The organism is Nodosilinea sp. P-1105, assembly GCF_012911975.1.
Classification (GTDB): domain Bacteria; phylum Cyanobacteriota; class Cyanobacteriia; order Phormidesmidales; family Phormidesmidaceae; genus Nodosilinea.
The window spans coordinates 32101-45865 of sequence record NZ_SMDQ01000017.1; the positions used below are offsets into that span (position 1 = coordinate 32101).

A 13765-nucleotide genomic window follows, 5' to 3' on the forward strand; every position below is an offset into this window, starting at 1 on the left:
AGCCATATTGGCCGCCTGGGCAGGTTAGTGCCCAGGCGGTTTTTTGGCCGATGGCAGGTATAACCCACCCACCTGCCGACGCTGTAACCCCTGGGAGGCAGGGGAACTCCTTTCTCGCTTGTTACAGCGGACGATAGACCCGGTAGTTGATGTTGGGGAAAATATTGTCAACCGCTTCGACTTTTTCGAGCCAGCCGGAGTCAACTTTACCCAGGTTGATGTCATCCCACAGCTTTTGAAACCGCATGAGATGCGATCGCGTCCGTCGAATCGCATAGGGCACCATAGTGCCTGTGCGCATGATAAACGCCCAGTCCGAGGATTGGGCCAACAACAGCTCGCGCGCCGCTTGATTCAAGGCCCGCCATTCTAGCTCATCCGCTGGCTCGCGCTTGGCCAACTCAATCATCCGCTCCGCCGCCTTGTGCAGGTGGGGATAAATCCAAGCATTCGTTTCATTCAACCAGTATTCGTGGAAGCCCTTATAGCCCCAGCTAGACTGGGAGGGGCGACACACTTGCTGGGTCGGGTTAGCTCGCAGATAGTCTGCCAGGTGAGTCATCTCGTAGGTGTCTTGGTCAAACCAGCTCTTACGGAACAGGTAGTCTAGGAACCAGGGGCCCTCATACCACCAGTGACCAAACAGCTCGGCATCATAGGGAGACACAATCACGGGCGGGCGCTGCATGATGCCATGGAGATAGCTGACCTGCTGCTCCCGGTTGTACATAAAGTTGCTGGCGTGCTCAGCCGCTTTTTCCCGGGCCCAGTAGGGGTCGTACCACTCTTTGTCCGATAAGCCCAGCCCCTTGCCGGTAATCTTGTGGTACTTGATGCCCACGTTCTTCCGCTGGCCGTTGGGCATCACATAGGGCTTGATGTACTCGTATTCCGCATCCCAGCCCAGGTCGCGGTAGAACTCGCGATATTCCGGGGCACCCGGGTAGCCCACCTGGGACGACCACACCTGCTGAGATGACTCATGGTCACGGCCAAAAGCCGCAACCCCACTTTCAGTAAAGATCGGGGCATAGCTGCCAAACCGGGGCCGGGGCCGGGCGTAGAGAATGCCATGGCCATCGGTTAAAAAGTAGCGTAGACCGGCATCGGCCACCATCCGCTCCAGACCTTCGTAATAGGCACACTCTGGCAACCAAATACCAGCCGGAGGACGACCAAAGGTGTCCTGGTAGTGCTCAGCCGCCACCTGAATTTGGGCCCACACCGCTTCAGGGTACATTTTCATCAGCGGCAGATAACCGTGGGTGGCACCGCAGGTGATAATGTCCAGGTTGTTGCTGTCTTGGTATTGCTTAAACGCCGTCACCAAGTCACCACTGTAGCTCTCCCACACCTGGCGCACATGGTTGAACTCTTTAGCGTAGGTTTCAGCTAAATACTGTAGATGACCGTTGTGCGCATTCCGCTCCACCTCCAGTTCGGTCAACTCTTCTAGCATGGCTAGGTGAGCATCAAACCGCTCCTGTAATAAGGGATCCCGCAGCATCGACACCAACGGCGGGGTCATGCTCATCGTTAGCTTAAAGTCGATACCGTCCTGCTTTAGCCCCTCAAACATGGTCAGTAGGGGCACATAGGTCTCGATGATCGCCTCATACAACCACTCTTCTTCAAGCACATAGTCGCTCTCGGGGTGGCGAACATAGGGCAGGTGGGCATGAAGAACAAGGGCGAGATATCCGATAGCCATAGGGTGCCGTTAAGGAAAGTGAACTGGAGAGATCGTTGACAAGATTCTAAAGCAAAAGTTAAGTAGTTACGGTTTGCTAGGCTGCATCTAATTGTTTGGGCCCCTGGCATCAGCTGGCAACGCCAGGGGTGGTTCGCCTTGATATGCCATAAAAGGCTGACCTCAGAACGCTCAGAGAGAACTCTAAAGACTTACCACATCATGACTGCGGTTGCGCCAGCCGCATAGTTTAGGTACAGACGAATACGGAGCACATACTTCCGGCCTCGGTACAAGCGTACTCGAATTCGGGCGTTGCGGTCATAGCCGCTGTCATCATCGCCAGCCACAAACCGCAGGTCACCGTTTTGGTCTTCAAACAGCACCATCACGGTATCAGAATTACCAAAGGTTTGAATGGTATAGGTTCGAGTTGCTTGGGGCTGAATAGTAAAGTTCTTCTGCTCCCCTGGGGCGATGGCCAGGGTTTCTGAGCGGAAAGGTTGCAGCTCAGGATAGAGGGTGTCATCCAAAGGGGGATAAAATAACTTCGCCTGGGCTTTGTCGTGGTCTGACAGCCCCAACTGGGGTTGAATTCCAGTGGCCCGATACTGCTCTGGCGTGGTAATTAAGCCCCTGGGGAAGCTGTAATGCATGATGGAATCTGGATCCCAAACCGATCCTTCTACCTCCCCAGGGGATAGTTTGCGCAGGATGTTGTGGTAAGTGGTTTGGCGGGGCCAACGGTTGGGCGGACTGCCAAAGTAGCGGTAAACAGCTTCTTCGTCCCACTCAATACCGGCAAAGGGGTTTTGGTGTTCGTGGGGAAATCCCAAGGTGTGGCCAATTTCATGGACAGGGGTATCTACCCCCCGGGGGTCGGCGGTCAAATCCCAGCCAAAATTCATGGTGCGCTCTGACTGGCCAGGGTACTGCAGAACATCGCGGCCCACATAGGACCAGGACCCGTCCCCCTGCAAAAAGCCGATCCGAATTTCAGCCTCACTGATTTGGTTGACTTCTTCAAACCCAAGGCCAATGCCCACCTCTGTCCAAATCTGGAACCCCTGTCGCACCATATCTTTTTGGATGTTGTTTGTAGCAAAGGGGCCGCTCTCAAAAAAGTAGTACCGAAGTTTGGTACCGTTCACCCATTTTTTACTGATATAGCGAATTAGACTGGCCCGATGGGCTGAAACCGTCTGATCAAACGTTGATTCTGGGACCTCTGGTAAGGCGCAAGCCAATCTGGCGGCATCGACAGCCTCTGGGGCCGGATCAGCCGTGGGGTGTCCATTCGTCTCTGGGCTTACGCCACTTCCCTGGAGTTGGGCTTCTATGGCTTCAATCCGCTGCAAGAGAGTTTGAAGCTGCTCGGCAATGATGGTATCTGATGAGGTATTCATAGCGTCATCCTTATCGGTTGACTAGGGCGATTGGGACTATGGCAGAGGTACCTACACCAGACACCCCTGACCCGGCAACAGCTGCGTCTACCATCAGATTAAGCCGAACCTTACCGCTGAAACGAAACTGTATAGTATCTTTTCAGCTTCCTGGGGCTGGTTCCTGGCCATTAGGCTAGGTATCTGGGCTAATCCGGCCAAAATGGTAACTGGCATGGGTGCCATTGGGGTACAGAAACGTACAAACCACAGAAACCTCGGGATTGTAGCGAATGATCATGTCTTGCAGCGGCGTCTGCTTCCAATCCGAGAGAATGTGGTCGATGGTGCTGATGGGGCGATACTTCAGCTGCCAGTCCTCCAGCTCTGTGGACGGGTTTTCCAGTTGGCGCAGCAGGACGACGGTTCCCTTTTCCCCCAGTTCTTGGTAACCGCGATCGCCCACCTGGCAAATTTTCAAAGCATTAGCCTCGATCACAGCAACTTGCTGCTCCGGGGTTTCTAAGATATCAGCCATAGGTCGACAATTAGCCCCTGAAGGTGAACCAAGCCCATCATAGGTCCAAATCTGTAGCCTCAACCACCAGCTCTAGATAACCCGTGTTGGGGTCATGGTGGCGGCTAAGGCGCAGGCGGGGCAAGGACGCGATCGCCACTTCCGCCGTTGTCCGCACTATGCACCCAACCATAATGTGACCCCCATGCATCCGTCCCTGGGCATCTGCTACAGCACCATGGAGGTGCAGACCATGGCGTGACAGGGTACCGCTGAGGGAAATCAGCTCTAAGGGGCCAGGGATGACGCTGACGGTTGAGGACGCTGCAAACCTCAACGATGCCTGGGTTAGACTGCCCAGGGCGGTCAAGATGATCCCCGCCTCCAGCCCTTGCTCGACGGCAAAGGTTTGCAGGCTTTGCCTGAGATCGTCGCCAGGGGAGAGCCGCAAGCAAAAAGTATCCATAGGCGTAGGGTGACTACAGCTCTTCTAACCACATGGAAAAGATCCAACCGCCGTCTGCCAGTTCGCTCCAGTTGCCGAAGGTTTCCCCTGTGATTGTGACAATGGTGCCATTATCCACAGATCCCAGAATTTCGTTTTCAGTACCCGGGCCATCAAAGATTAGGGTGGGGTCACCATCGGTGACAACCCGTCTCTGCTGTTCCCCTGGTGTAGGGGTGGGTGTGGGCGTGGGTGTGGGGGTAGGGGTAGGGGAGGGTGTGGGAGATGGGGTGGGTGTGGGGGATGGGGTGGGTGTGGGAGATGGGGTGGGTGTGGGAGATGGGGTGGGTGTGGGCGTGGGGGTAGGTGTGGGCGTGGGGGTAGGTGTGGGCGTGGGGGTAGGTGTGGGTGTGGGGGATGGGGAGGTGGCGCTGTATAGGGCTAGCCAGGTGTCATTGTCTACTCGGCCAGTGACCGGCAAGCCATTCACCCGTTGAAAGACACGCACTGCATTTTGGGTCTCTTCGTCATAAATTCCTGATATGGGAAAGTCTGACGGCAAGTAGCCCAACTGGCGCAGCCGTCGCTGCAGCTCTCTAACATTGTCATCGGGTTCTGGCTGGGCAGGTTCTGGACTATCTTCGACAAACGAGCCGTATTGCAAATAGGCCCGATCAACCCATTCCCCGGTAGCCAGTTCGGCCCAACCCACAAGGGTGCGTCCAGTCACCCTAACGCGACTGCCGCTGCGAAATTGTCCTGTGCGTTGATACTCGTATCCCGGCCCACTGCGAATGTTTAGGGCGTATCCCTGGGGGGTGATCACCAAGGCCAAGTTTCCACTGGTATCTCCAGTCAAGCCAGAGTCAATCGGGTTACGGCTGACCAGGTTACCGGCAACCCAGGTGGTATCGATCAGCTGTAGCCAACCATCCTGCTGTCGCCCCGATAGTTCTAGGGTGCTGCCCCGACGCACCCGGCGGTAAATCCCCGTATGTGTGCCGGGTCCCCAGCGCACATTCAGGGCGTAGCCCTGGGGGGTGTTGGCATAGACGACGGTGCCCCAGGGTTGATCGGCGCGGGCGGGTAGGCTCAGACTGCTGCCAATTACCACACCACTGGCTAGAGCCACGAGTAACCGCCGCGCCTGGCAATAATCATCGGCTGGCTGACCCGCCCTAGCCGCCTCTAACTGGGCAGGGGAGTCATCGAGCAGCCACAACCAGAGACAAGCCAGACTATCCATAGGCGCTTACCGGAATCAGAGAAAAAGGACTTCGGCCACAACCACCAGGGCGTTCACTCCCTGGCTCACTGCAGATGTCTGCGGTCGCAGACTGGGGAAATCATCTCCCAATCCTCTGATGAAGAGGATTTCTGCTTTGAGCCTTGGGCTTGTAGTCCTTGGCTCGGCGGCCAATCCGAGGGATCGACCCCTAAATTTGACCCACCTTCACAGGGCTGACGGTCTACGGGGCAAGGTCTACGGCTCGTCTTAAACCGTGTACCGTGAACCTTAAGCCACATTTCCCGTCATTCTTTTTTTGACTGAACACTCGCTATGGAAACGACCGGGTTTTCAACTCATTTCAACATCACTTGAGTCTGCCTTAATCATAATCGGTTAGCGCAATTCCAGGGCTACAGACCCAAAAAATGGAGTGCATCCCAGTTTTGCGAGTTGGCCCACCCTTCGGGAAGCGCAAGCTCTACATCCCCCAGCCCCTTCTCCCATTTTGGGAGAAGGGGAGCCGGATTCAAAGTCCCTCTCCCTCTCTGGGAGAGGGATTTAGGGTGTAGGCGCGGAGCGGCTTCTCTTGAGTGGGCTGCAAAAGTGGGATGCGCCCAAAAAATGCCCCTGGGCTGGGGGCAACCACAGGGGCGAATCGATCGAGGGTTAGGCTAAAGCGAGCAATTTATGGCATGTTGCACCACGTCATCCGACGTACATGGAGGTGATTTGCGGCACCACCAGTAAGGTTAATCCTTGTCGACCAATCACGGTGACCCAGCTTGATACATCCATGGCGTAATCAGCCATGGCGGCATCGGTAGTTTGGTATACCCTAGCGGGCCAGTAGGTTCCTTCGTAGAAAACCCGTCCTTTAACGCTGGGTGTAATGGTGTGCTCCACTCGGGCCTTTTTTTGCTCTTTGAAGAGTTCTACAGTGTGGGGCAGATTCATCGTATCCTCCCAATTCAATCTTTAAGGGCTCTTCACTTTCTAAGTGGTATTCAACGGCAAATTGTGACAGATAATGCTAGCTAGGGTTTAGGTTGGTCACAATCAGTCGTTATTGTTCGGTGCTCCATCGCCACCTAAAACGCTGGTGGTCATTGCCATAGGTGAGAACAATAGAGGGACGGGCCAGGTGGGATCACCGACCCTGTGCCAGATTTTGAAGCGACTATGAAGCCGCCACAGTAAAGACAACTGTTGCTAATGGACAAGCCCCTGTTCTCGGCAAAACTATTTTAAGCTTTTTCACCAAAAACCAAGATTAAATTCTATAACGATAGAGCAGCATTTGATTGCTATGAGGCTTGCGGATCAAGGATTTCATTCTTTTATCATAGCCTTGATAGGCTAGGTACCAGCTTGTCTACAGGACTGGGCCACATCGGCAGTTATGGTATAAGTGACTAAAATAGTGATGACTATAGTGATGACTAAGGCCTGGATGTCCCTATGACCGATCACGCGTTGTCGATCACACCCGATGACTATGGCTTGCTGACCGACTTATATCAACTCACCATGGCCGCCTGCTACGTGGGAGAAGGGATCAGCAATCGCTGGGCCAGTTTCGAGCTGTTTACCCGGCGGCTACCCGACGACTATGGCTATGGGGTCGCCATGGGATTAGCCCAGGCGATCGACTACTTGACCCACTGGCGGTTTTCCGAGGCCCAATTAACCGCCTTGCGTCACACCGGTTTGTTTGATCAGGCCCCCGAGGCCTTTTGGCAAACCCTGGCCGGGGGGCGATTTACCGGCAATCTCTGGGCCGTGCCTGAGGGGACAGCGATCTTTCCCAACCAGCCCCTGTTGCGGGTGGAAGCTCCCCTGTGGCAAGCCCAACTGGCAGAAACCTATCTGCTCAATACCCTCAATTACCAGACATTGATTGCCACCCGCGCGGCCCGGCTGCGGCAGGTGGCTGGGCCAGATACCCGCCTGCTAGAGTTTGGCACCCGTCGAGCATTTAGCCCCCAGGGCTCTCTGTGGGCTGCTCGGGCCGCTTTGGCCGGGGGGTTAGATGCCACCTCTAATGTGCTAGCTGCCCTGCGCCTCGATCGCAAGCCTGCCGGGACCATGGCCCATGCCCTGGTGATGGCTTTTACTGCCATTGCAGGGCATGAAGATGACGCCTTTGCCGCCTTCCACCGTTACTTCCCTGGCGCCGCCCTGTTAATTGATACCTACGACACCGTGGCGGCCGCGAACCGTCTGGCCCGGCAGGTGCAGCAGGGACAGGCGACGGTGGCCGCGGTGCGCCTCGATTCGGGAGATCTGGCGGCCCTGGCTCAGGCGGTGCGATCGCAGTTACCGAACGCCACCATTTTCGCCAGTGGAGACCTGGACGAGTACGAAATTGCCCGCTTGCAGCAGGCGGGTGCCCCCATCGATGGCTATGGTTTAGGCACTAAGCTGGTGACTGGAGAACCCGTGAACGGCGTCTACAAGCTGGTGGAAATCGACGGCATTCCAGTCATGAAAGAGTCAAACAGCAAAACCACATTTCCTGGCCGCAAGCAAGTGTTTCGCAGATTTGAGCATGGGCAGGCCCTGGGCGATCGCCTGGGTCTGATGGATGAACCTGCCGCACCGGATGAAAAACCCCTCTTACAATTAGTCATACACCAGGGACAGGCGGTACAAGGGCCTGATGCTCTTGCCACCATTGCCCAGCGCACCGCCACCTCGGTGGCCAGTCTGCCTGGGTCGGTCCGGCGCATCACCCAGCCGGAGGCCTATCCCGTTACCATTTCCCAGGCCCTACACGATCTTACCGATCGCACCCGTCAGTCTGTCCCCCAGCCGTTGTCCTAAGGATGGTTCCATGACTCGCATCGCCCTGTTTGGCACCAGCGCCGACCCCCCGCACCGGGGCCATGCCACCGTATTGACTTGGCTAGCCAGTCAATTCGACCATGTGGCGGTCTGGACGGCGAATAATCCCTTTAAAGAGCACCAGACCTCTCTGGGCGATCGCTGCCGTATGCTGCAGCTCCTGATTGACGAGCTTGAGGTGCCCACCGGCCAGGTAAAGCTCCATCCCGAACTCAGCCATATGCGCTCCATCATCAGCATCGAGCGGGCTCAGCAGCAGTGGCCCGAGGCTCAACTCACCCTAGTGGTGGGCTCTGACCTGGTTCCCCAGTTGCCCCGTTGGTATCGGGCCAACGATGTTTTTGCCGCTGTGGACATTCTGGTGGTCCCTCGCCCCGGCTATCCTATCGCCGAAACCGACTTGGCTCCTCTGCGCCAGCAGACCACCGTCACCATGGCCACGTTGCCTCAGCAGGTCGATGTTGCCTCCTCCGACTATCGCCAGGCTGATGCCGATCTGGCCCTCACCCCCGCCGTTCACACCTACATTGCCCAACACCACCTATACCCATGGCCGGAAAACTCCAGAAAACCCCTGACCACCCCCTGAGCAAACCGGCCCTAGCCGACTTTAAGGTGGGGGTAGACAATGTCATCTTTTCCGTAGATACCGACCAAAACCGACTGTTGGTACTGGTAGTGATGCGCCACGAAGCTCCCTACCTGGGCTATTGGAGTTTACCAGGCACCCTAGTACGCCAAGGGGAATCCTTAGAAGATGCCGCCTACCGAGTGCTGGCCGAGAAAATCCGGGTCAACAATCTCTATCTAGAGCAGCTTTACACCTTCGGCGGCCCCCGCCGCGACCCGCGAGAAGCCCCCCACGCCCCCCCCACCTTTGATGTGCGTTACTTATCCATCAGTCACTTTGCCCTGGTGCGCTTTGCCGAAGCCGAGCTAATCGCCGATGGGGTCAGCGGCATTGCCTGGTATCCCTTGGCCCAGGTCCCTCAGCTTGCCTTCGACCACAATCAAATTCTCAGCTATGGTTACCAGCGCCTACGCAACAAGCTGGAATATAGCCCCATCGCCTTTGACGTGCTGCCCGATACGTTTACCCTGGGCGATCTTTACCAGCTTTACACCACGGTTCTGGGGGAAGCCTTCTCCGACTATTCCAACTTTCGAGCCCGGTTGCTGAAATTAGGCTTTCTGCAAGACACAGGCCGGAAAACCTCCCGGGGGGCAGGGCGACCGGCCAGCCTCTACCGGTTCGATGCCGAGGCCTTTGAGCTTCTAAAAGACAAACCTATGGTATTTATCTAAGCTTGCGCCTGCCTCTAGGTTAGCCAATGAAACATAGAGCTCCACGAAATCGAACCATTGATCTGCATGCCCTAGAGCGGCAGCAGCTATCGCAGCGGTTGATGTCCCTCTCGCATCAAGTCCGACCCGAGGCCTTGATCAATCGCACCATCTGTCAGGATCTGATGGCAGCATTGCCCCACCTACCGAATCAATTTGTTGACTTGATGATTGTTGACCCTCCCTACAATCTGCACAAAAAATTTAATAGTAGAACCTTCAAACCTCTAAACCACGACGATTATGGCGTCTGGCTAGACACTTGGATGGGGCCAATTAAACGGGTCTTGAAGCCAGACGCCTCCGTGTATGTCTGTGCAGACTGGTCAACCTCAGTGGCCATGTACCCAGTACTCAAGCAATATTTCAAAGTCAGAAACAGAATTACGTGGGAGCGGGAGAAGGGTCGGGGGGCCAAAGCTAACTGGAAAAATACCTGTGAAGATATTTGGTTTTGTACCGTCTCAGATGATTACTACTTCAATGTGGATGCTGTGAAGCTAAAGCGTCGGATCATGGCCCCCTACAGAACCTCGGCCGGGAAACCAAAGGATTGGCAAGATGATGGAGGGGAACGGTATCGCTTCACCCATCCCTCTAACCTCTGGACTGATATTACCGTTCCCTTTTGGTCAATGCCAGAAAATACCGATCACCCCACCCAAAAGCCGGAAAAACTTATTGCCAAGTTAATCTTGGCCAGTTCAGAAGACAACGATTTGGTATTTGATCCATTCTTAGGCAGTGGGACCACATCAGTGGTGGCCAAAAAGCTGGGGCGACGCTTTCTTGGCCTTGAAATTGAGCCAGACTATTGCTGCCTAGCTGAGAAGCGTTTAGCGTTGGCCGAGGAGAATATTCGGATTCAGGGGTATGCTGATGGCGTTTTTTGGGAACGAAACACCTTATCAGATCAACAGAGCCATCAACCATAATCACCTGCTGTAGGGGCTGCTGTGGCGTCCCAGGCATTGGCACTACCAAGCAGGACTGCCTTGGGTCCACGGTATATCAAGCCATTCAATCATCAGGTTGGGCTGATGTCACCCAACCTGCCTTGCTTCACTCCATTTACTGACTCACCCCTACCTATGAAATTTGCGATCGCCCAACTCAACCCTACCATCGGCGACCTGGCCCACAATGCCCAGCAAGTGCTAACTGCCGCCCACCAGGCTGACCAACAGGGAGCAACCGTGCTGGTGACCACAGAATTAGTGCTGTGTGGCTACCCCCCCCGGGATCTGCTGCTACGGCCTGGGTTCATTGCCGCCATGGCTCGGACCCTGGACCAACTGGCCACCGACTTGCCTGCCGATCTGGTGGTTTTAGTCGGCTTTGCCGCCGCCAATCCCCAGGCTCGACACCAGGGGGAAAAACCCCTATTCAACAGCACTGCTCTTATTCACCAGGGTCAAGTGCGCCAGGTGTTTCACAAGCAACTGTTGCCCACCTACGATGTGTTTGATGAACACCGCTATTTTGCCCCAGGGCGAGGACCCAGCACCTTCACCCTACCCCTACAAGATGGGCACCTGCGGATTGGGGTCACCATCTGTGAAGACCTGTGGAATGACGAAGAATTTTGGGGGGGGCGCAGCTACCCCCGCAACCTGATCGCCGATTTGGCCGAGGCCGGGGTCGATGTGGTGATTAACCTCTCCGCCTCCCCCTATTCGGTGAACAAACAACAGCTGCGGGCTGCGATGCTGTCCCATAGCGCCGCTCGATTCCGCTGCCCGATTCTGTATGCCAATCAGGTGGGGGCTAACGATGACCTAATCTTCGACGGCACCAGCACCGCCTTTAACCGCCAAGGGAAGATTATCGCTCGCCTACCCTCCTACCACACCGGCCTGATGGTAGTGGACTATGACCCGGTCAAGGGTGATCTGCTAGCGGCAAACATCACCCCCCTCCCCACCGACGAAACCGAGTCAATCTGGGCGGCTCTGGTGCTGGGAGTGCAAGATTACACTCGCAAATGCGGCTTCACAAAAGCCGTCATTGGCCTCAGTGGCGGCATTGACTCGGCCCTGGTAGCTGCCATTGCCGCCGCGGCCCTGGGGCCTGAGAATGTGTTGGGGGTCCTCATGCCCTCCCCCCATAGCTCAGACCATTCGGTAGCGGATGCGCTGGCTCTGTGCCAACGACTGGGCATTGCTCATACCACCCTGGCGATTGGGCCGTTGATGGCCGCCTACGACCAAGTGCTTGGCCCTCTATTTGCGGGGTACCAACCCGGCATTGCTGAAGAAAATATCCAGTCACGGATTCGCGGCAACCTGCTAATGGCCATCTCCAACAAATTTGGCTACCTGCTTCTGTCCACGGGCAACAAGTCAGAAATGGCCGTGGGCTACTGCACCCTCTATGGAGATATGAATGGCGGTCTGGCGGTGATTGCTGATGTGCCTAAAACCCGAGTGTATGCCCTCTGTCACTGGCTGAATCAGCAGTCAAACCACGGGGGGGATAGCCGGGTTCTGGGGCATCTGGCCGCTCGGCTAGCCCAACGGAGCGATACCTTGATCCCCAAAAACATTCTGGTCAAACCCCCCAGTGCCGAACTCAAACCCGGCCAGGTGGATCAAGACTCCCTGCCCCCCTACGACATCCTGGATGACATTTTGGAGCGGTTGGTGCAGCACCACCAGTCTACCGACGACATTGTGGCCGCCGGTCATCAACCAGAGGTGGTCAACCAGGTGATCAAACTGGTTTCCCGCGCCGAGTTTAAGCGACGGCAGGCGCCGCCCGTGCTCAAGGTAACCGATCGCGCCTTTGGTATGGGCTGGCGCATGCCCATTGCCCAGCGCTGGCCCAGTTCTAGCTAGTACTCTAGGGCGGAAATAAACCTACCACTGATTCCTTTGGAAAGCCTTGATGGGCTTAGGGTTCCCTTTCTGCCTTCATCCTTCTGACTTCTACCTTCCAGTACTAGCCTGGTTGGTAACAATTCTTACTTGCGCCCGGTACGCGATTAGACTACATTACTGGGCACAGGCTGTGTGCGTGCAGTCTGAACGTCCCCAAAATTTGGTCGAGCGCCACTGGAAGGTGTTGGTACCACCAACCAGCGGCTGACCCCTTCGACAGAACCGGCTGTCTCGGAGGCTGAGTAGCATTTTACTCGTGGCCGCTCCGAACTGCACATTGTCTGGGAGCGGCCACGTTAAAGCCATTGGCTAACGCCAGCAGACACCCGGTCCTAAATTCATCGACTTGAACGGGGTTATCTTGAGCCGGTTCATCTGCTCAAGCATTAGGGGTTGACCTATGCCGAGCAGGCGAACGGCCCCAGTCAGACACTCATCCCAAAACAGGGAGGTATCCAAGCTCAGATATAAACAGTCCTCGCTCCAATCCGCTAACGCCGCCTGAATCAAGGCCACCACCATCCAGAGGCAGGTGGTCAGATGGCCGCGATGCGCCCAGGGCACCGATTGACCCAGCCAGGTGTTCAAGGCATTGTAGAGAGGGGAGTTTTTTTTCACAGCGTTCACGCTGTTGAGTGGTATCTAAGCTTAGAACGCTGGCTCTCCCTTCATGCCTTCAGTCTCCGAAACTACCGCACAGCAATGTACTCAGCCACTGACAGTCAACTTTTGTCAGTCAACCAGCTAATATCCTGCGGCAGGGGAGTTAGACAGCATTAAAGTTACATATCACATCCTCTGGGGGTAGTTATACCGAACATTATCGGCATAACTGTCTAAAGTGGGGTGTTATACCGAAACCTATCAGGCTATCTGTCCAAATTCAGGTGTTAGGCTGAATCAAATCGTGATAATTACCCTCATAGAGGTGTTTAGCCGAGTCTTGCTCTCATAGTATGCTTGCTGAGGGGTGCAAGGCCAATTGTTACGCTACGGTTGATGGTAGGGAGCCACCCGACTTTGCTCTTACATTAAACCGTTCTATTGAACGGCTACCATGCAGGGATTGAAGACTTTGGCGCTGCTGAAGGTGCTACCAACACTAACAGACAGCTAACCCCGCAAGTCTCTTGGGCAGATTTCGAGGCTAGGATCAACCCTCGCGCCCAGTTTGCACTTCCATGCACGATTGGATTAGCTAAGCAATCAATCCGAGTCACTTTCGCGATCTGCGTCATGCAAAACGATTACGGAAGATCTTGAGGACACTGGGCCACAACCCAACCGCCAGTATTCCGTTGGCCAGTCGTAATAGTAGTGACGCCCAAAGCATTTATCGATTTTGGTCAAACTCGAAGGTGATGCCAGAGACGATTCTCCAGGGGCACATCGAAGGCACCGCGGCTCGAGCACGTGGCTATCAACCGGTT

At 55.4% G+C, this 13765-nt stretch carries 12 protein-coding genes; 5 read left to right on the forward strand and 7 right to left on the reverse strand.

Annotated features, from left to right (window positions below):
* Nucleotides 1-121 precede the first annotated feature (121 nt).
* From E1H13_RS09905 to E1H13_RS09930, 6 genes are all read right to left on the reverse strand, one after another.
* On the reverse strand, nt 122-1711 hold the full coding sequence (locus E1H13_RS09905) for a glycoside hydrolase family 57 protein (RefSeq protein ID WP_169613252.1): 1590 nt from the start codon (nt 1709-1711) through the stop codon (nt 122-124).
* A 191-nt stretch (nt 1712-1902) separates the two neighbouring features.
* Nucleotides 1903-3096 carry a matrixin family metalloprotease gene (locus E1H13_RS09910; protein WP_169613253.1) on the reverse strand — a complete coding sequence of 398 codons (1194 nt, stop codon included), beginning with the start codon at nt 3094-3096 and terminating at the stop codon, nt 1903-1905.
* A 175-nt stretch (nt 3097-3271) separates the two neighbouring features.
* The gene (locus E1H13_RS09915; RefSeq protein WP_169613254.1) at nt 3272-3613 is read right to left on the reverse strand and encodes a hypothetical protein; all 342 of its coding nucleotides are present in this window, start codon (nt 3611-3613) and stop codon (nt 3272-3274) included.
* A gap of 37 nt (nt 3614-3650) precedes the next feature.
* Nucleotides 3651-4058, reverse strand: coding sequence for a PPC domain-containing DNA-binding protein (locus tag E1H13_RS09920; RefSeq protein ID WP_169613255.1), 408 nt, complete (start codon nt 4056-4058; stop codon nt 3651-3653).
* Between the two features lie 13 nt (nt 4059-4071).
* A complete protein-coding gene (locus tag E1H13_RS09925) occupies nt 4072-5283 on the reverse strand; it encodes a peptidoglycan-binding protein (RefSeq protein ID WP_169613256.1) in 1212 nt (403 codons plus the stop codon).
* A gap of 690 nt (nt 5284-5973) precedes the next feature.
* Nucleotides 5974-6222: an NfeD family protein gene (locus E1H13_RS09930; protein WP_169613257.1), complete on the reverse strand. Its 249-nt coding sequence runs from the start codon at nt 6220-6222 to the stop codon at nt 5974-5976.
* 504 nt (nt 6223-6726) lie between these two features.
* Between E1H13_RS09930 and E1H13_RS09935 the strand changes: the two genes are divergently transcribed.
* From E1H13_RS09935 to E1H13_RS09955, 5 genes are all read left to right on the forward strand, one after another.
* On the forward strand, nt 6727-8091 hold the full coding sequence (locus E1H13_RS09935) for a nicotinate phosphoribosyltransferase (RefSeq protein ID WP_169613258.1): 1365 nt from the start codon (nt 6727-6729) through the stop codon (nt 8089-8091).
* Nucleotides 8092-8101: 10 nt separating this feature from the next.
* Complete coding sequence (locus E1H13_RS09940) at nt 8102-8701, forward strand: nicotinate-nucleotide adenylyltransferase (RefSeq protein ID WP_169613259.1); 600 nt, start codon at nt 8102-8104, stop codon at nt 8699-8701.
* On the forward strand, nt 8662-9417 hold the full coding sequence (locus E1H13_RS09945) for an NUDIX domain-containing protein (RefSeq protein ID WP_169613260.1): 756 nt from the start codon (nt 8662-8664) through the stop codon (nt 9415-9417). The genes E1H13_RS09940 and E1H13_RS09945 overlap by 40 nt, the downstream gene beginning before the upstream one ends.
* Before the next feature lie 26 nt (nt 9418-9443).
* Nucleotides 9444-10391 carry a site-specific DNA-methyltransferase gene (locus tag E1H13_RS09950; RefSeq protein WP_169613261.1) on the forward strand — a complete coding sequence of 316 codons (948 nt, stop codon included), beginning with the start codon at nt 9444-9446 and terminating at the stop codon, nt 10389-10391.
* 156 nt (nt 10392-10547) lie between these two features.
* Nucleotides 10548-12293: an NAD+ synthase gene (locus E1H13_RS09955; RefSeq protein ID WP_169613262.1), complete on the forward strand. Its 1746-nt coding sequence runs from the start codon at nt 10548-10550 to the stop codon at nt 12291-12293.
* Nucleotides 12294-12644: 351 nt separating this feature from the next.
* On the opposite strand, the gene E1H13_RS26845 is transcribed toward E1H13_RS09955, so the two are convergent.
* Nucleotides 12645-12953, reverse strand: a complete 309-nt coding sequence (locus tag E1H13_RS26845) for a hypothetical protein (protein ID WP_206070297.1) — start codon at nt 12951-12953, stop codon at nt 12645-12647.
* Nucleotides 12954-13765 lie beyond the last annotated feature (812 nt).

Bases quoted from the DNA above. Each gene is read 5' to 3' on its own strand.
- E1H13_RS09905 (WP_169613252.1), bottom strand. From the start codon at position 1,711: ATGGCTATCGGATATCTCGCCCTTGTTCTTCATGCCCACCTGCCCTAT.
- E1H13_RS09910 (WP_169613253.1), bottom strand. From the start codon at position 3,096: ATGAATACCTCATCAGATACCATCATTGCCGAGCAGCTTCAAACTCTC.
- E1H13_RS09915 (WP_169613254.1), bottom strand. From the start codon at position 3,613: ATGGCTGATATCTTAGAAACCCCGGAGCAGCAAGTTGCTGTGATCGAG.
- E1H13_RS09920 (WP_169613255.1), bottom strand. From the start codon at position 4,058: ATGGATACTTTTTGCTTGCGGCTCTCCCCTGGCGACGATCTCAGGCAA.
- E1H13_RS09925 (WP_169613256.1), bottom strand. From the start codon at position 5,283: ATGGATAGTCTGGCTTGTCTCTGGTTGTGGCTGCTCGATGACTCCCCT.
- E1H13_RS09930 (WP_169613257.1), bottom strand. From the start codon at position 6,222: ATGAATCTGCCCCACACTGTAGAACTCTTCAAAGAGCAAAAAAAGGCC.
- E1H13_RS09935 (WP_169613258.1), top strand. From the start codon at position 6,727: ATGACCGATCACGCGTTGTCGATCACACCCGATGACTATGGCTTGCTG.
- E1H13_RS09940 (WP_169613259.1), top strand. From the start codon at position 8,102: ATGACTCGCATCGCCCTGTTTGGCACCAGCGCCGACCCCCCGCACCGG.
- E1H13_RS09945 (WP_169613260.1), top strand. From the start codon at position 8,662: ATGGCCGGAAAACTCCAGAAAACCCCTGACCACCCCCTGAGCAAACCG.
- E1H13_RS09950 (WP_169613261.1), top strand. From the start codon at position 9,444: ATGAAACATAGAGCTCCACGAAATCGAACCATTGATCTGCATGCCCTA.
- E1H13_RS09955 (WP_169613262.1), top strand. From the start codon at position 10,548: ATGAAATTTGCGATCGCCCAACTCAACCCTACCATCGGCGACCTGGCC.